Source organism: Salegentibacter lacus (genome assembly GCF_020164555.1).
Classification (GTDB): Bacteria; Bacteroidota; Bacteroidia; order Flavobacteriales; family Flavobacteriaceae; genus Salegentibacter; species Salegentibacter lacus.
This window is the reverse complement of sequence record NZ_JAIQZB010000026.1, coordinates 1-21,782: the sequence shown is the minus strand read 5'-3', so window position 1 is coordinate 21,782 and position 21,782 is coordinate 1. Positions and strand designations below refer to the sequence as shown.

Sequence of the window (21,782 nt, the reverse complement as noted above, 5' to 3'; positions counted from 1 at the left end):
TTATGAAATTTAAGTGTTTACATATTTTTGTCTTAATCCTGGCTGCTAATTTCGCCAGTGCCCAGAATCCACCAAGATCTTATATAGCCTATAAAACTATTGATGAGATTAAGATTGATGGGAAAGCCACGGAGGCTTCCTGGCAGGAAGCTCCCAGAAGTGAAGATTTTATTGATATAGAAGGAGAGAAAATTCCAAAATATCAAACCAATATGAAAATGTTGTATAATGAGGAATATCTATATTTCTATGCTAAAATGGAAGAACCTCATATTTGGGCAACCCTCAAGCAACGCGATACCGTAATTTTTTATAATAATGATTTTGAGATTTTTATAGACCCCACCGGGGATACGCATAACTATTACGAGTTTGAAATGAATGCCTTAAATACAATATGGGATCTTTTTATTGTAAAACCATATCGTGAACCTGCACCTGTAATAGATAGCTGGGATATTCAGGGCTTAAAATCGGCCGTGCATATCGAAGGGACTTTAAACGATGCTTCTGATGAAGATAATTACTGGAGCGTTGAGGTTGCCATACCGTGGGAAGTTTTAAAGGAAGCAAATTCGCATAAAAATTTACCTGAAGAAGAATTCTGGAGAATTAATTTTTCCAGAGTTAACTGGGATCACGATTTAACCGAAGGACGATATTCTCGAAAAAAGAATGAGAATGGTGATTTTCTACCGGAATATAACTGGGTCTGGTCACCTCAGGGAGTAATCAATATGCACGAGCCTGAACATTGGGGGTATGTTTATTTTTCATCGAAACAGGTAGGCGAATTAGATGATTTCACTATTCCGCAGGACGAAGAAATAAGATGGGCTTTGTATAGTTTGTACAGGGCTCAAAAATCATATTATAATAAACAGGGAAAATGGGCATCTAAGCTTAAAAACATTCAGAAAGAACCCTTAAAAATCGATGGTCAGCTTTTAAAACCTCAACTGGAAAATCATCTAACCGGCTGGAATATTTCTGTGGAAAGTCCATTTACCGGAAAACGCTATATCATTACAGAAGATGGCAAATTTTTAAACTCCAAAATCTAAATTATATGAAAACTAAACTTTTATTAATTGCCTTGTTAGCCTTCGGGTTCACTTCCTGCCTTGATAATGTTGGGGCTGCTAAAAAAAATCAGCAAAACAATGCTGAAGAAAAACAGGACGATTTTAAATTCTGGGTATGGACTACTGCCGATGCGAAAAGAGCAGATTCCTCATACACTTCAGAATTTAAAAAATACAGTGAAAATGGCATTGAAGCGGTATTGATAAATACAAATACAGATCCTGAATTGCTATCCCGTTTAACTCCGCTGGCCAAAAAAGAAGGGCTGGAAGTTCACGCCTGGATTATGGCCATGAACCGCCCGGGAGACAGTATAGCGCTGCAAAATCCTGAATGGTATACAGTAAGCAGGGATGGTAATTCTACTCACGATACCAGACCTTATGTAGATTACTACCAGTGGTTGTGTCCTACTCGTGAAGAATCCAGAAACCATGTCTTAGGTTTAGTGGAGGGCCTGGCTAAGGTTGAAGGTGTTGCCAGTGTTCATCTCGATTATATAAGGTTTTCTGATATTTTTCTACCTATAGGTTTATTGCCGAAATATGATTTAGAACAGGAGGAAGAACTCCCCGAATTTGATTTTTGTTACTGCGATGTTTGTATAGCAGAATTTGAAGAGATTCATCATAAAAATCCCCGGGACTTTGAAAATCCGGCGATAGATATGGAATGGAAACAATTTCGTTTAAACAAAATCAAAGCCGTGGTAGATGATGCCTATGAGATTGCGCACAATAATAATAAAGATTTAACCGCCGCTGTTTTTCCTTACCCCGAAATGGCCGGGCATATGGTTCGTCAGCGTTGGGATAAATGGAAAATTGACGCAGTTTTACCTATGATTTATCATAATTTTTATAACGAAGAGGTAGACTGGATTGGTTATGCTACAAAACAGGGTGTGAAGGATCTAAAAGGTAGAAATACCGATTTACACACAGGTATTTTTCTACCGCCTATGAGTGCACAGGAGGTTTCTGAAGCTATTAAACTTGCAAAAGAAAATGGAGCCAAAGGGGTTGCTTTTTTTGATGGGAATGCCCTTACGCCGGCACAACTGGAAGTAATAAAAGAAGCCAGTAAATAGATGAAGAATTTAGGTTTGTTTTTGTTAATGCTGTTTACAGTTTCGGCTTTTGCCCAAAAGCAGAAGCTTACGGAATATGTAAACCCTTTTATTGGAACCGATGGCCCGGGAAATACTTATCCCGGTGCCACCGTTCCTTACGGGATGGTTCAATTAAGTCCCGACATAGGAATTCCCGGTTGGGATCGCATTGCAGGCTATTTTTATCAGGATTCAATAATTAGCGGTTTTTCCCATATGCATCTTTCCGGAACCGGCGCCGGCGATCTTTATGATATTTTGGTAATGCCAACCAATAGTCGGTTTGAAAAGAAAATAGAAGCCAATAATTACAAGCCATTTTCAGAATTTAATCACGAAAAGGAAAAAGCTTCCCCGGGATATTATGCAGTAGAATTGCTGGATTATGGTATTCTGGCAGAACTTACTGCTACCAAAAGAACCGGGATTCATCGTTATACTTTTCCCGAAGACAACGGTTCTAAAATTCATGTTGATTTAGGTTATTCCTTAAACTGGGATAGTCCTACAGCTACTTATATTCGGGTTGTTAATAACACCACTATTGAAGGCTACAGGAAATCTACCGGCTGGGCCGAAGATCAACGTGTTTATTTTGTGATTGAATTATCCCGCCCTTTTGATTCTTATGAGCTTTTTGAAGATAATGCTATAGCAGAAAATCCTGTAAAAGGAATTGATACAAGAATTGAGCTGAATTTTAAAACTTCAGCAGAAGAAAAAATTATTTTAAAAACAGGAATTTCTTCCGCGAATATAGACGGAGCTTACAGTTCTCTGCGAACCGAAGCGCCACACTTCAATTTCGACAGGTATAAAAATGAAGCGCGGCAAACATGGGAAAAGGAGCTGCAAAAAATAAGGATAGAAACTGAGGATAAAGATCAGAAATCGGTTTTCTATACTATGATGTATCAATCTATGTTAGCCCCGACATTACTAAGTGATTCCCAGGGAAATTACAAGGGAGCAAATGGAGAGGTGGAGACAGCAAAAGGTTTTGAACGTTATGATACCTTCTCACTCTGGGATACTTTTCGTGCTGCGCATCCGCTCTATACGATTATACAACAGGAGAAGGTGCCAGGTTTTATTAAATCACTACTTGCACATTATAAAGAAACAGGTCTCCTGCCGGTTTGGTCTATGCAGGGAAATGAAACCAATATGATGCTTGGTTATCACGCGGTCCCGGTGGTGGTAGATGCTTATTTCAAAGGTTTTGATTTCGATGCTGAATTGGCCTATGAAGCCTGTAAAGCCAGTGCAATGGCGAATAACAGGGAAATTGATGTTTATCGTGATTTGGGTTATGTGCCCGCCGGTGAAGAGAATGAAGACTGGAGTGTTTCAAAAACCCTTGAATATGCTTATGACGATTGGTGCGTCGCAATGTTTGCAAAAGATTTGGGGAAAACAGAAGATTATAAATATTTCCTGAAACGTTCCCAAAACTGGAAAAATATATATGATGAAAAAAGCACCTTTTTCCGGCCTAAAACTGAAGATGGAAGCTTCGTGAAAAACTTTATTCCGAAGGAATACACAAAATATTTTAGTGAAAGCAATGCCTGGCAATATTTCTGGTTTGTACCGCAAAATATCCCGGAGTTAATCAAAACAACAGGAGGTGAAGAGCGATTTCAACAAAAACAGGACTCTATGTTTACCTATCATCCAACACAGGATGATAAATTACCGATTTTTAGTACAGGAATGATTGGCCAGTATGCGCATGGAAATGAGCCTAGTCATCATGTAGCGTATTTGTATAATTATGTAAACAAGCCATCTAAAACCCAAAAACTGGTTAGGGAGATTCTCACAACTCAGTATAAAAATGAGCCGGCGGGACATTGCGGCAACGAAGACTGCGGGCAAATGTCTTCCTGGTACATTTTTAGTTCCCTTGGCTTTTATCCCGTGAATCCTGCACAGGGAACTTATATGCTTGGGGTTCCTCTTTTTGAATCTGCAGAAATAAGATTACCCGCGAATAAAACATTCCGCATTGAAGCAGAAAGATATTCAGGTGAGAATATATATGTAAAAAGCGTCCACCTTAATGGAGTAAAACTAAACAGATCTTTTATAACTCATAAGGAGATTGTTGCAGGCGGGGAGCTGATTTTTAAAATGACAGATAAACCCGTGAATAAAAAATTAAAATCACCGGAACCTAATAAAATTTATTAGAATGAAAAGATTAAAATTCATAGGGCTATTAATATTTGTCATGGCAATTTCGTGCGGGGAAAGCGAGAAAATTAATTCTGATGTTTCTGAAATAAATATCATTCCCAAACCAAAAGAAATTTCACTGCATAATGGAAGTTTTACGTTTAATGAAAATACGGTTTTTGTAGTAGAGAATAATAAACAGCAGGAAATTGCTGAAATATTAACCGATAAATTTAAAAATGCTGCCGGTTGGGAGCTTAAAATTCAGGCAGAAAAGCCGGATACCAATTTTATACTTTTCCTTTCTAATCCAGATTTAGAGAGCGAAGCTTATCGGCTTTTAGTAGAAGATAATTCTGTAGAAATTGGGGCTTCTTCCTTGTCTGGTTTTATTTATGGGCTCGAAAGTCTAAGACAATTACTTCCCGTAGAAATTGAAAGCAAATCTATAGTTAAAAACAAAACCTGGAACATCCCGAATCTGGAAATTATTGATGCACCTCGTTTTGAATGGCGGGGATTAATGTTAGATGTTTCCCGACATTTTTTTGAGAAGGAATATATTTTTAAAACTATAGACAGGCTCGCTTTTTTAAAAATGAACACGTTACATCTACATTTAGTAGATGATCAGGGATGGAGAATAGAGATAAAAAAATATCCAAAACTAACCGAAACCGGTGGATATCGGGTAGATCACGAAGATAAACCCTGGAATGCCAGGCCAACTCCGCAACTAGGTGAAGAAGCTACTTTTGGAGGATTTTATACCCAGGAAGAAATCAAGGAAATTGTTAGTTATGCTAGCAAAAGAGGCATTACTGTAGTCCCCGAAATAGAGATGCCAGCTCATGTAATGAGTGCCATTGCTGCTTATCCTGAATTATCCTGTAATGAAAATGAGATTATGGTTCCTTCGGGAGGGGTTTGGCCAATTACCGAGATTTATTGTGCCGGAAAAGAATCTACTTTCGAATTTTTAGAAAACGTTCTTCTGGAAGTAATGGAACTTTTTCCTTCAAAATATATTCATATTGGTGGGGATGAAGCGACAAAAACAAACTGGGAAAAATGTCCAGATTGCCAGCAAAGAATGGCTAGTGAGAATTTAAAAGATGTAGATGAGCTTCAAAGTTACTTTATAAAAAGAATGGAGCGGTTTATAAGTTCTCACGACCGTATTTTAATAGGCTGGGACGAGATACTGGAAGGAGGTCTTGCTCCCGGAGCTACAGTTATGAGCTGGCGCGGAGTTAAAGGCGGCTGGGAAGCTTCAAAAGAAGATCATGATGTGGTAATGACTCCGGGAAGTCACGTGTATTTTGATCATTATCAGGGCGATCCAGATACTGAGCCTTTAGCCTTTGGGGGATATACGCCGCTAAGCAAAGTTTATGAATTTGATCCCGTAGTTGATTCTATGTCTGTAGATCAAAAAGAACATGTGCTTGGTGGGCAGGCCAATTTATGGTCAGAATTTATTCCTACCAATTCACATTCAGAATATATGCTCTTTCCGAGATTGGTAGCACTGTCTGAAGTCTTATGGAGCCCGAAAGAAAAGCTGGATTGGGAAGATTTCTCCGGCAGAATGCAGGAAATGTTTAAGCGTTTTGATGTAATGGATATTAATTATGCAGGTAGTGCTTACTCTGTAACTGCAGAAAGCCAAATAGATACTACTTCCTTTGAGATTAAGATAGCTTTAAAAAATGAATTTCCGGGCTCAGAAATTCGATATACGTTGAATAATGAAAATTTAAATGCTACTTCTAAATTATATAAGGAACCTTTTAATATAGCTGAAAGTAGCCGCTTAAGAGCTGCTGTTTTTAAAAATGGAAGACCAAAGGGTGATACTTTGGTTAAAAATTTCCATTTCCATAAGGCAGTTGGAGAAGAAGTTATTTATGAGCCAGTGTATAATGATAGCTACACTGGAGAAGGAAGAAAAACTACACTTAATGTAATTAGAGGGACTAAAAATTTTCACGATGGGCAATGGCTTGGCTGGTTAGGCGAAGATGTAGAAGCTATTATCACTTTTAATGAAATTACTGAAATCGAGAAAATTAGAGTAGGAACAATGGAAAATCAGGGCTCTGGAATATATTTCCCGGTAAAGGTTTCTGCTTTTGTTTCTAAAGATGGAGAGCATTATAATAAAATGGGAGAGCTTAAACGTCAATTTAAAACTAATGGAACGATAGATTTAAAAGATTTTGAAATAGATGTAGAACCACAGGAGGTCAGGTTTTTAAAGATAAATATAGATGTTTATAAAGGTTTGCCGAACAAAGGGAGCGCCTGGCTGTTTCTCGATGAAATAATTGTAGAGTAATGAATATGAAAAAATTAATACTTCTTTTTCTTTGTTGCACTCAGTTTGGATTTGCACAAGATTCGCAAGAAAAAAGTGAAAGGATGGCGTGGTTTGAAGATGCCAAATTAGGGATTTTTGTGCATTGGGGTTATTACGCCGTTAATGGAATTACAGAATCCTGGTCTTTATATCATAAACAAATTTCTTATGCCGATTATATGGAACAGGGCAAGGAATTCACAGCCAGCAATTACAATCCTGAAGCCTGGGCAAAACTTTTTAAAGAAGTAGGGGCCGATTATGCGGTACTCACCACCAAGCATCACGATGGGGTCGCACTTTGGGATACTAATTTGAGTAAACTTAATGTTGCAGAAAAAACGCCCGCAGGCAGAGATCTGGTTGATCCATTTGTAAAAGCTTCGCGGAAAAACAATTTAAAAGTTGGTTTATATTATTCTTTGCCAGATTGGTCTCATCCCGATTATGAAGTAGTTTTTCCAAGGCCTGATACCGGAAAAAACTACACGCAAAAGAATCAAAAAACCTGGCCGGCATGGGAAAGATTTGTTTCTTTTTATAAAAACCAGGTAAAAGAGCTTCAGGAGAAATACAATCCTGATCTTTTTTGGTTTGATGGAGATTGGGAACATAGTTCTGAAGAATGGAGGACGAAGAGCCTCAAAGATTCTTTATTGAGTAGAAATCCTAATATAATTGTCAATTCAAGGCTAAATCAGCACGGGGATTATAGTACCCCAGAACAGGGGGTGCCGGTGGTTAGACCGGAAGGCCCCTGGGAGTTTTGTATGACGATGAATGATAATTGGGGTTATTTTCCTTCTGATACTAATTATAAACCCACTTCCCAAATAATAAGAACTTTTGCCGAAGTTATAGGTTCTGGTGGAAATTTATTGCTAAATATAAGTCCTAAACCAGATGGCACTATTCCCGGGGAGCAGGAATTAAGACTCAAAGAACTTGGAAACTGGATAACTAAAAATAAACAGGCTGTTCACGGTACGGTAGCCGGCCTTCCTTATGGGCATTTTTATGGTCCTACTACCATAAGTAAGGATCACAAGAAGATATATCTTTTTATGCTTCAGGATCCTAAAAATTATATATCCCTAAAGGGTATTCAAAATAAGGTAAAATCTATTCGTGTTCTTGGGAGTGGGGAGCAATTGGATTTCGTTAGAAATGGAGGAGCTGCCTGGAATAATATCCCCGGGATTTTAAGAATAGGATTACCTTCAAAAACAAGTATAAATGGATATATTACGGTTTTAGAAGTGGAGCTTGAAGGAGAATTACAATTGTATCGTGGTCATGGAAATGCCGTAGAATTAAATTAAAAATATTGAAATGAAATTAAATGTATTTCTTAGTATGTTCTTAATGCTTGCTTTCTCAGTGAGCATCTCAGCACAAAAAAACGAAATCTCTTATGTAGATTATGTTACTACCTTGATGGGATCAGATTCTGAATTTAATCTTTCTAATGGGAATACCTATCCTGCTATTGCACTGCCCTGGGGCATGAACTTCTGGACACCACAAACGGCTGAAATGGGAGACGGATGGGCTTATAAATACGATGATTATAAAATACGTGGTATTAAACAAACACATCAGCCAAGTCCCTGGTTAAACGATTATGCCTCTTTTTCACTCATGGCAGTAACCGGAAAACTAAAATTTGAAGAGGAAGAAAGGGCTTCCTGGTTTTCGCATAAGGCTGAAACTGCAAAGCCACATCATTATGGTGTTTATTTAGCCGATTATGATGTTACTGCAGAAGTTGCCCCAACCGAAAGAGCTGCACATTTTAAATTTACTTTCCCAGATTCAGACAGCTCTTATATTGTTTTAGATGCATTCAACAAAGGCTCAATGGTAAAGATTATACCTGAAGAACGTAAGGTAATTGGTTATGCCAGGAATAATCACGGCGGCGTACCAGAAAATTTTCATAACTATTTTGTAGCTGAATTTGATAAGGATTTTGAAGTTAACCATACCTGGAAAGATGATTGGGAATTGCAACAAAATTCTACCAGGGCAGAAGCCAATCACGTAGGAGCTATTATTGGATTTAAGACCAAAAAAGGAGAGGTGGTAAATGTAAAAGTAGCCTCTTCATTTATTAGCGCAGAGCAGGCACAACTAAATCTGGATTCAGAAATTGGTGAAAGCGGTTTTGAAGAGGTAAAGGCTAATGCCAAAAAAGTATGGAACCGGGAGCTTGGTAGAATAAGGGTAGAGGGAGAAAATTCAGATCATATTGAAACTTTTTATTCAAGTCTGTATCGGGTTTTATTATTTCCTCGGAAATTTTATGAAATAAATAAAGAAGGTGAGCGCGTACATTACAGCCCCTATAATGGTAAGGTTTTACCTGGTTATATGTTTACCGATAATGGTTTCTGGGATACCTTTAGAGCGGTATTTCCATTTTTTAATATGATGTATCCCGAGCTGAATAAAAAAATAATGGCAGGCCTGGCCAACACTTATAAAGAATCTGGCTGGCTCCCGGAATGGGCAAGTCCCGGGCACAGGAATGTGATGATTGGTTCTAATTCGGCTCCAATTATTGCCGACGCTTACCTAAAAGGCAATGTATATCCTGAAGATGTTGAGGTGCTTTTTGAAGCAGTTCTAAAAAATGCCAATGTTGAAGAAGGAAGACCGGTTGCATCGGTAGGGCGAGAAGGATTAAACTATTACAATGAGTTGGGCTATGTTCCTTATAATGTAGATATAAATGAAAACGCGGCCAGGACTTTAGAATACGCTTATGCCGACTGGACCATTGCAAAAATGGCAGAAGACCTGGGGAAAGAAGAAAGTGCGGAACGCTTTTATAGACAAGCTTATAATTATAAAAAATTATTTGATCCTTCTACTAATCTTATGCGAGGTAAGAATGAAGACGGGACTTTTCAGGAACCTTTTAATCCATTGAAATGGGGCGATGCTTTTACCGAAGGTAATAGTTTACATTATACCTGGAGTGTGTTCCAGGATGTTGAAGGACTTATTGATCTAATGGGCGGCGAAAAGGAATTTACAGGAAAATTAGATGAAGTTTTTGAAATGCCTCCTGAATTTGATGATTCTTATTATGGTTTTACCATTCACGAAATAAGGGAAATGCAAATAGTAAATATGGGAAATTATGCCCACGGAAATCAACCCATTCAGCATATGATTTATTTATATAATTATGCGGGAGAACCATGGAAAACTCAGCAAAGAATCAGGGAGGTGCTCACAAAACTTTATGCTCCAACGCCAGATGGATATCCCGGCGATGAAGATAATGGGCAAACTTCTGCCTGGTACGTCTTTAGCTCATTAGGATTCTATCCCGTAACCCCGGGAGCAGATCAATATGTAATGGGCAGTCCGTTATTTGATAAAGCCACGCTAAGACTCCAAAATGGAAATGAATTTGAAATTGTAGCCAAAAATAATTCAGAAGAGAATTTTTATATCAAAAAAGCCAATTTAAATGGAGCTGACTGGGATAAAACCTATTTGAATTATGAAGATATTATGCAAGGCGGAACACTTAAACTCGAGATGACCAATAGCCCTAATAAAGAAAGAGCAATTGAGAAAGAGGCTGCTCCATTCTCAATGAGTTCTCATAAAAAATAACCTCAACTTATGAAAAATGTTGTTCTTCTAGCCCTGGCTATTTTAACTATAGAATCAAGCCTTGCGCAATCTCCCGTAGATTATGTAAATCCTTTTATAGGCTCTTCTAATTACGGCGCTACTAATCCGGGAGCTATTGCTCCACGAGGAATGGCAAGCGTTTCTCCCTTTAATGTTGCGGGAAGAATAGATCTCAATCCCTTAGAAAAAGATAGTCAGTGGCTGTCTAATCCCTACGTTTATGAAAATGCATTCCTAACCGGATTCTCCCACGTTAATTTAAGCGGCGTTGGCTGCCCGGACCTTGGAGTGATAATCACCATGCCAACAACTGGAGACTTAAAAGTAAACCATCTGGAATATGGTTCTACTTACTCCAATGAAACAGCAAAAGCTGGATATTATTCTACTGAATTAACCAAATACAATATTAGGGCAGAAGTGAGTGCTACAACAAGGGTAGGCGTGAGTCGTTATAGTTTTCCTGCGGGGAAATCGAATATTCTGTTGAATTTAGGGCTGGGATTAACCAATGAGCAGGGTGGGATGCTAAAAATTGTCTCTCCTAACGAAATTGAGGGAATGCGCACAGTGGGTTCCTTCTGTTATAACAATCCCGGAGCGGCATATCCGGTTTATTTTGTGGCAAAATTTTCTGAATCTGCAAATGAGTTCGGGGCCTGGAAAACACCTTATAAATATGAAGGGGAAGAAGCGCAATGGATGACATATAACGGGAAGACTCGAATAAAAAAAGGTTTTACCCGGGAAGTAATTGGGGATAGTATCGGGGCTTACATGACTTACGATTTTAATGAACCAAAAGAAGTGGAGGTTAAAATTGGTATTTCTTATGTAAGTATTGAAAATGCACGTGAAAATTTAGAAAAAGAAGTAGGTCAGTTATCCTTTGATGAGGTTTATAAAGAAACCCGTTCTAAATGGAGTGAAAAACTGAATAGAATTCAAGTTAAAGGAGGGAATGAAGATGAGAAAACTATTTTCTATACTGCACTTTATCATACGCAGATTCATCCAAATATTTTAAATGATTTTAACGGTGAATATCCTGAAATTTCCACCGGGAAAATTGGAAAAACAGATGGGACCCGTTATACCGTATTTTCACTCTGGGACACCTATCGCAATTATCATCAGTTAATGAGTTTGGTATATCCGGAAGAACAATTGGAAATGGTAAATTCTATGTTGGATATGTATGATGAAAATGGCTGGTTGCCAAAATGGGAATTAAATTCAACAGAGACATTTACCATGGTTGGAGATCCTGCAGCGGTTGTGATCGCTGACACTTATTTAAGAGGCTTAACTGACTTTGATGTGGAAAAGGCATACGAAGCGATGATAAAAAGTGCGACAGTTACAGAAAACAATCCGCTGCGCCCAGGTTTAGAGGAATATATTGAAAATGGCTATTTAAGCGTAGATGGAGGTGTTGCAGGGCCTGTTTCTACGACTTTAGAATACAATATTTCAGATTATGCGATTGCTCAATTGGCAAAAGTATTGGGAAAGGAAGATGATTACAAAAGATTTTATGATCGTTCTTTGTCTTATCGGAATCTCTATAATTCCGAAACGGGATTTCTTCAACCCAAATACAGCAACGGAGAATGGTACAAACCTTTTAACCCAGATGCCGGAGCAAATTTTGAAAAGAATGTGGGTTATATAGAAGGTAATGCCTGGCAATACCTCTTTATGGTTCCTCAGGACATTGAAGGTCTAATGAGGCTAATGGGAGGATCGGAAGCATTTGAGAGAAAACTTGATTTGGTTTTTGAAGGCGGACACTATGATATGGCTAATGAGCCCGATATTCTTTACCCTTACTTATATAATTATATAGAAGACAGTGAATATAAAACTTCTACAAAAGTCACCGAACTTATAGAAGATTATTATAAAAACAGTCCCAATGGTTTACCTGGAAACGATGATACGGGAACTATGAGCGCGTGGGTGGTTTATTCGATGATGGGATTTTATCCCGTTAGTCCTGCTAACCCAATTTATACTTTTACAGAACCGGTTTTTGAACAAATTAAAATTAATCTTAATACTCAAATATATGAAAATGAATCGATTATAATTAATTTTGATTCATCTCCTGGAGCCTTTGATAATACTGATTTTCCTATATTATTAAAAGAAAAATTCTTTTTAGATCATAATACTTTCCTAAATTCAAAAGAAATTAATTTAATTACTGTTGATAATTAATTAAAAAATTTACTTAAGTTAAGTTACTTCTTATTATTTTAGCTTAAAGGAATTATTATGTTAGTTGTTTAGCTATTGAGATTTGTTATCTGTCGAAAACTTTCTAAAATAGTTAACATATTTCTAACATTTAACTAATTTTATAACTGAAATGCGCCATTAAGGCGTGAAATTCTAACCAAAACTAATTACACATGGGTAAAAAATTATTATTCCTGCTTGGTTTAATGTTTTTTTCATTTAATCAAAACCTAATTGCGCAGGAGCAAACAGTAACCGGAACAGTAACAGATTCTGAAAACGGAATACCTTTACCAGGAGTTACTGTATTGGAAAAGGGAACCAGTAATGGAACCTCTACAGATTTTGACGGAAATTATTCCCTGGAAGTGCCAGCGGATGCTACTTTAGTCTTCTCTATGATAGGATTTTTGGCTCAGGAGATTCCGGTAAATGGGCAAAATTCAATTAATCTAGAATTATCTCCAGATACAGAAGCATTAGATGAAGTAGTGGTGACTTCTCTTGGGCTTACCAGGGAGAAAAAATCATTAGGTTATGCGGTAACCGAGCTGGATTCTGAAGAAGTAAATACCGTAAAAGATTATAACGTGGCAAGTTCGCTGGTAGGTAAAGTTGCCGGTTTAGTTGTGAACCAGGCCAGTGGAGTAGGTTCAGGATCACGTATTACTATTCGTGGTAATAATACCCTAACAGGAAATAACCAGGCCCTGGTAGTGGTAGATGGTATTCCAATTGATGCTTCAGGAAACGAATCGGGTGGAGATATATATAACAGTACCGTAACCGGGGGAGGTATTACAGACATTAATCCCGCTGATATTGAATCAATTTCAGTATTAAAAGGTCCTAACGCAGCTGCATTATATGGTTCGCGTGCGGCAAGTGGTGTTGTTTTAATTACTACCAAAAAAGGAACAAGAGGAGCTGGTCTTGGAATTTCAGTAAACTCGAATATTTCTGTAGAAGAAACAATGTTCTTGCCAGAATATCAAAATGAATATGGCCAGGGAACTAATGGTGCTGTTTATGCAGATTTAGATAATTTCGGCTCGAACTCATGGGGGGCTAGATTAGATGGTTCTCAACAATTGTATTACACCGGAGAAGAAAGAGCATATGTAGCTCAGCCAGATAATGTAGAGAATTTCTTTGAGAATGGTATTAAGAGTATTAATACAATCTCTATGGATCAGGGAGGTGAAAAACATAGTGTAAGATTCTCTTATACCAATAACCAAACAACCTCAGTAATACCAAATTCAGAGCTTCATAGTCATAACTTCAATTTAAGAGGAGTTATAGATCTTAGTGATAAGCTAACGCTAGATAGCAAGGCTACTTATTTTACACAAGAATTAGAGAATAGAGTAAACGTTGGTACAGAGGGTGTTTTAGCCTATGTATATAGAATGCCAAGAAATGTAGGCATAGACGATGTAAAAAAATATAAACCGTCTTTATGGAGTAATCCGGAAATGTTCCCCGATGAATATGCAGCCGTTAGTTACGCAGGACAAAATAAAAGTTTTGGTAACCCTTACTGGATGTTAAACCAGGATACCAACGATGAACGTAGAGATCGTTTTTTAGGCTTTACCAAGTTGAATTATGAGTTTAACGATTGGCTTTCTGCTTTTATAAGAGTTGGTGGAGATGTTACCAATGTAAGAACAGAATACATTCAGGATTACGGGCATCACTTCTTCTATGATGGCCGCTTAAATTTTTCAAACCGTAAAAACGTAGAAATAAATAGTGACTTCTTGTTTACGGCAAATAAAGACCTTACTGAAAAATTAAATCTTGTAGCTAATGTAGGAGGAAGTTTGTCTAAACGTACATTTGAAGGAATGAGTGTTAGGGGGAGTCAATTTAGACTGCCTTCTCGAGCATTCTTGAACAACACAAATGTGCAAACCAGTACACATACCCCTCTTGGAGTAAAAAAGATTAATTCTTTATATGGATCTTTTAGTTTCTCCTACGATGATTTTATGTATTTAGATTTAACAGCCAGAAACGACTGGTCTTCAACCTTAAGTGAGGATAACCGTTCTTTCTTTTACCCATCTGTAAGTTATTCTTTGCTGGTTAACCGTTTTATAGATCCAGATAAGAACTTTCTAGATATGCTTAAATTAAGAGCCAGTTGGGCAGAAGTTGGTAATGATACAGATGTATATCAGTTATACCAAACATTTAGTGTTCCTCAACAAGGTTATTTAGGACGTACGGTTTTAGAAGGGCCAAGTGTGAAACTGAATCCAGACTTGAGGCCAGAAAGTGTTAAATCTACAGAATTTGGAGTAGAATTTAATATGTTCAAAAACAGATTGTATGGTGATTTTTCAATTTATGAAATTGTAACCAACGATATGATTTTTAATGTTCCGGTACCTTTCGCCACAGGTTTTAGCTTTTTCAAAGAGAATGTGGGAGAAGTTAAAAACAACGGATTTGAAGTTATGCTTGGTGGTGTCCCTGTAAAAAATGAAAACTTTAGATGGGATGTTTCTGTAAATATGTCAAGAAACAACAACAAGTTAGTAGAATTAATTGACGGTTTGGATTATACAACTTTAAATACTTTAGGAGACCTTTCAGTTAGAGCTGAAGTAGGTGGAGGTATTGGAGATATCTACGGTACTACCTGGAAAACAAACGAAAATGGCGAAAGACTTGTAAATGCAGAAGGTTTTCCCGTAGCTTCTAGCGAAAAAGAAAAGTTAGGAAACGCTCAACCAGATTTTATTGGAGGTTTAACTAATAATTTTACTTATAAAAACTGGAATTTACGCTTCTTATTAGATGGAAGATTTGGAGGAGAAATCTATTCTGCTACTTCTTCTTATTTAGATGCCGCAGGGGTTTCAGAAAGAAGTTTAGAATATAGAGATGGAGGAATTACTATAGATGCTATTAATGAAGAAACCGGGGAGCAGAATACTACCCAAATCACCGCGCAACAGTATTGGAGCAGCTACTCTGGAATTAACTCCAAATATATTTATGATCAAACCAATGTGAGATTAAGAGAATTTGCTTTAACTTATAGACTGCCGGGAGAAAGTATTAGCAATATTGGCTTAACCTCCGCTTCAGTAGGTGTAATTGGAAGAAACCTATTCTTTATCTACAAAAAAGCCGATGATATAGACCCAGATTCCTCTATAGGAACTGGCTTGTCTGGACAGGGTATCTCCCTTAATAATGCACCAACTATACGTAGTCTTGGTTTAAATATTAATATTAAATTTTAATAAAAATAATTATGAAAGGAATTTTAAAGACAATTAGCGCAACCTTGTTGTTGGTCTTTTTACTTGCCGGATGTTCCGATTTTGAGGAGATTAATACAAGACCCGATGCATTTGGATCTGATGAAGTGAGTGCAAAATACTTTCTTACAGGAATTCAAATAGAACTTTATGCACCTAACCGTTTTCCTTATTGGAGAGCGCAATTAATTCACGCCGATAGGTTTGCAGGCCAGTTTACGTTTGGTTATAACGGTTGCTGGTGGACAGGTTCGTTAGGATATGCTTACAGTTCTGGTTATACCGATGCTGCCTACGGGTGGATGGCAGGTTACGTAAGTAACTTAAGTGTTTACCAGAATTTTGTAGGAGAAGGCGGAGACCTGGAAAATCAGAATTTTTACGCTCTTGGTTTAGTTATGAAAGGACTTTATTATCAAATGTATACTGATACTTTTGGAATGGTACCTTATTCTGAAGCTCTGGATCCAGATATTATTACTCCTAAGCTAGATAATCAAGCCACAATATATAAGGGAGTAATAGCTGAATTGGATGAAGCGATGGCTATTATTGGAGATCAAACAGAAACCGGTAGCGGAATTGAACTTCTTGCAGAAAACGATTTGTTTTTTAATGGTGATCTTCAACAATGGAAGAAGTTGGCTAATACCTTGAAATTAAGAATGGCCCTAAGAGCACAGGGGGCTCCGGGAGCAGATTTTGCCGAAACCGCTATTTCAGAAGCTCTACAGGCACCGCTTTTAAGTACGGCAATGGACAATGCTCTTATGGAAAAAGATACCGAAATAGACCAATTTGGAAATGCTGCTTATGGAGATGTATGGCATAACTTTGGGGGAATAGGGTCGCACTGGAATGTAGGGAAAACCTTAATTGATTATCTTAGAGATAATAACGATCCAAGATTATCCCGTTATGCAAAACCAATTATTGGAGGAGATTTCATCTTTACCAAACCGGCTGAGGGTGCTGCAGCATCACTTTTTGATAAACATGTAGATTTTGTTTTAGGTGAACTTGATAATGCCGGAGTACCTTATACGAAAACCGGTTCTGGTGATGAATTTACAATTTCTGTTCCTCAGGATCAGGATTATTATGTAGGGCAACCATCAAGATTAAATCCTGAAATTTACCCTCACGTTAAAAACGATTTATTTTCTGAACCTGCAGATTGGATAATTAATCCAAAAAACCAGGGTCTGGAAATTTTCCCGGAAGTTGTTTTTACCGCAGCAGAAGGAAACTTCTTGCAAGCTGAAGCTATTGTAAAGGGTCTTGGTTCTGGAGATGCAGAGGCACTATATCAGGAAGGAATAAGACAGGCGATGAAGATGTGGAGAGTTGATGAAGGTGAAATTGAGAATTTTATTGCTAATGAAGATATGGCTCTGTTAAACGGAACTGATGAAGAAAACTTAGAGAAGATTGCTATCCAAAGATGGATTGTTTCTTATACCGATGGTTTTGAAGCCTGGGCAGTAGTTAGAGATACAGGATATCCATCTGAATTGGCAAATGGAGTTTCAGATTATGATATTTATGCAGCAGGAACACTTAATGGAGAGTATCCTCAGCGAATGAGATATGGTAACCAGGAATACAATACAAACGGAGCGAACGTTGAAGCAGCCAACCAGGAACAGGGACCAGATGAACAGGGAACCGAATTATGGTGGGCACAGAATTAGCCTGAATATTTAATTAAATTGCAAAAGAGGGAATTTATTTTCCCTCTTTTTTTATTTAAAAACCCCTGGAATTTCATTCACTTTAAAGTCCCAAATCACAGGAAGTAGAAAATACACCAGTAAACTTATTAGGAAAATAGAAAACAAATTCATCCAGAGCCCAGATTTTATCATATCGGGGATTTTCGGGTAACCTGAACCAAAAACCACTGCGTTTGGCGGCGTGGCAACAGGAAGCATAAATGCGCAGGAAGCTGCTAGCGTAACGCTTATCAATAATAAATAAGGATGAAGCTCCATTGCCAGGGCCCATAGGCGCTAGAATAGAAAGTACCATAGCTGTTGTCGCAAGGTGAGAAGTAAATTCAGTAAGAAAATTAACCGAGGCTACAAGAATTAGAACTAATAAGAATAAGGGCAAATGTAGTAAGTAGGAGGTTGTTCATCAATCCAAACAGCAAGTCCTGTTTCACTAAAGCCTTTTGCCAGGGCCATACCACCACCAAAAAGTAAAATGATCCCACATTTTTACCGCTTCTTCCCAGTTTAATAAGGGTTTTGTTTCTCTTGCGGAGGGAACAATAAAAAGTGCGATAGCCGCTATAATGGCAATAATCGTATCATCTATAAAGGGAAGAAAGGGCTGGATTAAAAAAGATTGTGTAATCCAAAGAAAAGCGGTGCAACAGAAAATAACGAGTACCCTTTTTTCCTGTTTACTGATTTTTCCCAGAGATTTTAATAACGTAGTGATTTCGGCCTTTCCGCCGGGAAATTCAGCCTTGTAAAATTGAAAGCAATGCCGGTAAGGTATTTCCAGCAGATAAAAAGTAGTAAGACAGATATTGGAATTCCTAAAAGGGCCCATTTTAAAAAACTCATTTCTATTCCGTATAATTCTTCTACAATTCCGGCAAAAACAAGATTTGGTGGTGTTCCAATTAAAGTACCAATTCCGCCAATTGAGGCACTATAAGCAATCGCTAACATCAGGGCTTTACCAAATACAGCGGGTTCATTTTCATCGCTAAAAGGATTATTTTTTAACTGACTTATAATCGCGGTTCCAATAGGCAACATCATCACCGAAGTTGCAGTATTGGAAATCCACATAGAGAGGAAGGCGGTGGCAATCATAAAACCCAGAATGATGAACTTTATTTTACTCCCAATCAAGTTGATGATATTTAAAGCGATTCTCCGGTGCAAATCCCATTTTTCTATGGCTACCGCTAAAACAAATCCGCCTAAATATAAAAACACATATTTATGACCAAATGCGGCGGTGGTAGTTTCAATATCCAATGCGCCGGTTAATGGAAACATGACAATGGGAATGAGAGCTGTAACCGAAATTGGGATAACTTCGGTAACCCACCAGAGTGCCATCCAAATGGTAATACAAAGAATATCAAAAGCTGCCGGCGGCATAGATTGCGGTGCCCCTATGATTTGAAGGATAAAAAATAATAACGGACCCGCTATTAAAATTAGAGTTCTTATGAGTTTATTCATTCTAAAATTTTAAACTGAAATCTTTCCAAGATATTAAAATTATGGAAGCATTTAATTTTCTGAATCTGTAAAATTATCCTTCTTTAAACCTCCTTGTTTTTTAGTTGAATTACTAAAAATTTAGTTTGTTTCTTTGTTTTATCAAATATAATCTACATCTTGGCCAAGTATTCATTATTAACTTCAATCATTTATAAATCATCAACAATGCAGACTTTTCTATTAGTTATTCTTAGTTTGATTTTTTCATCTGCTTTTGCACAAAATCAAAAGATAGAAGATCAAATTAAATACAAAGCTACTTACGAGTTAACCTACTCCCCTGATTCTACAAATATTCAGGACTTGAAGTCGGAAGATTTCAATTTATACCTTGGCAATAAAGTTTCGATTTTTGCAAGTATGGGCCGTACGATGAGTGATTCATTAAAAATGAATCTACAAGGAAGAGATATTGGGAGTATGGATTTTGAAGAGCGTGCTAAAAGAACAAAAACCGAATTTGAAGGCGTAATTTATAAAGGTTTCCCCGAAGAAAAGATTTCCTATACTTATAAAATTATAAGAGATCAGCTTCGGTACGAAGAAGATTTAAGCCAATTTGACTGGGAGATTTTATCTGAAAATAGGACCATACAGGGGTATAAAGTTCAAAAAGCCGCGACCACCTTTTCCGGAAGAGATTATATCGCCTGGTTTACTTCGGAAATTCCAATTTCTGATGGACCGTACAAGTTCAATGGACTTCCGGGACTTATTTTCGAAATAAGCGATACTGAAAATCATTATCGTTATTCACTGAAAAGTTTTGAAAAACTGAATAATACCGATCCGGTAGCCCTTGAAACTTCTAATTTTATAAAAAGTGATAAAGAGGAAGTTTTGAAACGTATAAAAGAATACAAGTTAAATCCTTTTGCAGTACTGGAACGAAATAATACCCCGGATAGAAAAGTAACGATAGGATTTAAAGATGGACAAAAAGAAAAGCTTTTACGTGACTACAAAGAAAAATTGGAGAAGCAGAATAATCCCATAGAACAGGAATAAAATTTAGTTTATGAAACACGTTTATCTTTCCTTTATACTTCTTTTAATTTCTCCCATATTTAATGCACAGGAATTGACTGAGAAATTTCAATATAAAGCCACTTATGATCTAACCTGGCAAATAGATTCTACCAATGTGGAATCTATTCAGGAGGAAACTATGGTGCTATATAGGGGTGATAATATTTCCAGGTTTACCAGTGAGAACTTTTTAAAGCACGATTCCATTAATGAACTTAGAAAAAAGAACTTTGAAAAGACTGGCAGGTTTATGGCTCCTCCACAAACAAAGTTTAAGTATAAATTATTTAAAAATTTTCCTGAAGGAAGGCTTTATTTTTTTGAGAAGATTGCGAGAGACAGGTTTAAATATACCGAACAACTTCCCCTTCAAGAATGGGAAATTCACCCTGAAACAAAAGAAATTTCCGGCTATAATGTTCAAAAAGCTACCACCACTTTTTCCGGTAGAGACTATATAGCCTGGTTTACTTCTGAAATTCCAATTTCAGACGGTCCATATAAATTCAGTGGTTTACCGGGATTAATTATCGAAATCGCTGACACCAAAAATTATTATCACTTTAAATTATCAGGATTTAAAGAAATAGAGACAGAGGCTACAGTCAGCATAGATGAGGATCGATATACTAAGGTTTCCAAGAATGATTTTTTAACTGCTCAGGAAAGTTATACGCGTGACCCGTTGGGGACCTTATCTAAAGCTGGCATTACAATTGGCTGGTCTGAACAGGAAGAGAAATCTGCAAAAAAGGAATTAAAGGAAAATTATAAAAGTCGAAACAACCCTATAGAACTTCAATAAAATTTTATTTATGAACAACTATTTTTCGCTCTTACTTATATTATTTTCCACAATTTGTAATGCCCAGAAGCTTACCGATAAATTTGAATATAAAGTCACCTACAAACTAACTTATAAATTGGATTCTACCAATCTGGATGAATCAAAATCCGAATATATGATCTTGTTTGCCGGAGATGAACTTTCGAAGTTTTCCAGTCGGGCAAAAACTCTGACTAATCCCATTGTTAGAAAAGGAAATACAGCACATACCTCTCGAGAAGCGGTTACAGATTTTCAATATATCATTTTGAAGAATAGGAGTGAAAATAAGCTGTTTTTCACGAGGACTATTGCACGTGATCAGTTTTACTATACCCAGGAAATGGATCAATTTGAATGGGAGATTCTACCGGAGATAAAGAAAATCAAGGATTTTAAGGTTCAAAAAGCTAAAACTTCTTTTGGCGGAAGAGATTATGTGGCCTGGTTTACTTTTGAAATCCCAATCTCAGATGGTCCCTATAAATTTAACGGCTTACCTGGATTAATTTTGGAGCTTGAAGATACACAGCAGCATTATGTATTTGAGTTTTATGGTCTTGGAAAATTGAGGCCGAAACTTAAGTACAAAATTAACCTTAGCCAATTTGCTGAAACCAATAAAACTGAATAGAGGTCAGTAGTTAGTTACTTATAATTTGCGATTGATAGGTGACATTGCCCTGAACCATTTTTGTGATCAGGTTATTGAATATTGTAGCCTTGCTCTGAGATCGGTTGATCCTAAAACAGAATT

The 21,782-nt window shown here is 37.2% G+C and carries 12 protein-coding genes and 2 pseudogenes; 12 read left to right on the top strand and 2 right to left on the bottom strand.

Annotation, left to right across the window (positions count from 1 at the left end):
- Positions 1-2 precede the first annotated feature (2 nt).
- The 9 genes from LB465_RS16510 to LB465_RS16470 all read left to right on the top strand — a co-directional run bounded on the left by LB465_RS16510 (position 3) and on the right by LB465_RS16470 (position 17,613).
- The gene (locus LB465_RS16510; RefSeq protein WP_224471028.1) at positions 3-1,064 is read left to right on the top strand and encodes a carbohydrate-binding family 9-like protein; all 1,062 of its coding nucleotides are present in this window, start codon (positions 3-5) and stop codon (positions 1,062-1,064) included.
- A gap of 5 nt (positions 1,065-1,069) precedes the next feature.
- Complete coding sequence (locus LB465_RS16505; RefSeq protein WP_224471027.1) at positions 1,070-2,176, top strand: family 10 glycosylhydrolase; 1,107 nt, start codon at positions 1,070-1,072, stop codon at positions 2,174-2,176.
- Positions 2,177-4,393, top strand: coding sequence for a GH92 family glycosyl hydrolase (locus LB465_RS16500; protein WP_224471026.1), 2,217 nt, complete (start codon positions 2,177-2,179; stop codon positions 4,391-4,393).
- A 1-nt stretch (position 4,394) separates the two neighbouring features.
- On the top strand, positions 4,395-6,719 hold the full coding sequence (locus tag LB465_RS16495) for a beta-N-acetylhexosaminidase (protein ID WP_224471025.1): 2,325 nt from the start codon (positions 4,395-4,397) through the stop codon (positions 6,717-6,719).
- A 5-nt stretch (positions 6,720-6,724) separates the two neighbouring features.
- Positions 6,725-8,062 carry an alpha-L-fucosidase gene (locus LB465_RS16490; protein ID WP_224471024.1) on the top strand — a complete coding sequence of 446 codons (1,338 nt, stop codon included), beginning with the start codon at positions 6,725-6,727 and terminating at the stop codon, positions 8,060-8,062.
- A gap of 10 nt (positions 8,063-8,072) precedes the next feature.
- Entirely contained in the window at positions 8,073-10,373 is a 2,301-nt protein-coding gene (locus LB465_RS16485) for a GH92 family glycosyl hydrolase (RefSeq protein ID WP_224471023.1), read from the top strand.
- 9 nt (positions 10,374-10,382) lie between these two features.
- On the top strand, positions 10,383-12,617 hold the full coding sequence (locus LB465_RS16480) for a GH92 family glycosyl hydrolase (RefSeq protein ID WP_224471022.1): 2,235 nt from the start codon (positions 10,383-10,385) through the stop codon (positions 12,615-12,617).
- Between the two features lie 194 nt (positions 12,618-12,811).
- A complete protein-coding gene (locus LB465_RS16475) occupies positions 12,812-15,901 on the top strand; it encodes a SusC/RagA family TonB-linked outer membrane protein (RefSeq protein ID WP_224471021.1) in 3,090 nt (1,029 codons plus the stop codon).
- Between the two features lie 11 nt (positions 15,902-15,912).
- On the top strand, positions 15,913-17,613 hold the full coding sequence (locus LB465_RS16470; protein WP_224471020.1) for a SusD/RagB family nutrient-binding outer membrane lipoprotein: 1,701 nt from the start codon (positions 15,913-15,915) through the stop codon (positions 17,611-17,613).
- A 51-nt stretch (positions 17,614-17,664) separates the two neighbouring features.
- Here LB465_RS16470 and LB465_RS16465 read toward each other — a convergent pair.
- Positions 17,665-19,128 (bottom strand): annotated as a pseudogene (locus LB465_RS16465) (SLC13 family permease).
- 207 nt (positions 19,129-19,335) lie between these two features.
- On the opposite strand from LB465_RS16465, the gene LB465_RS16460 reads away from it, so the two are divergent.
- From LB465_RS16460 to LB465_RS16450, 3 genes are read left to right on the top strand one after another with little or no spacing between them, the layout of a single operon-like run.
- Entirely contained in the window at positions 19,336-20,178 is an 843-nt protein-coding gene (locus tag LB465_RS16460; protein WP_224471019.1) for a GLPGLI family protein, read from the top strand.
- Positions 20,179-20,188: 10 nt separating this feature from the next.
- Positions 20,189-21,004: a GLPGLI family protein gene (locus LB465_RS16455; RefSeq protein ID WP_224471018.1), complete on the top strand. Its 816-nt coding sequence runs from the start codon at positions 20,189-20,191 to the stop codon at positions 21,002-21,004.
- A gap of 10 nt (positions 21,005-21,014) precedes the next feature.
- Positions 21,015-21,659: a GLPGLI family protein gene (locus LB465_RS16450; protein WP_224471017.1), complete on the top strand. Its 645-nt coding sequence runs from the start codon at positions 21,015-21,017 to the stop codon at positions 21,657-21,659.
- A gap of 10 nt (positions 21,660-21,669) precedes the next feature.
- Here the strand turns inward: LB465_RS16450 and LB465_RS16445 are convergent.
- Positions 21,670-21,782: pseudogene (locus tag LB465_RS16445) on the bottom strand (IS1595 family transposase); the annotation flags it as partial.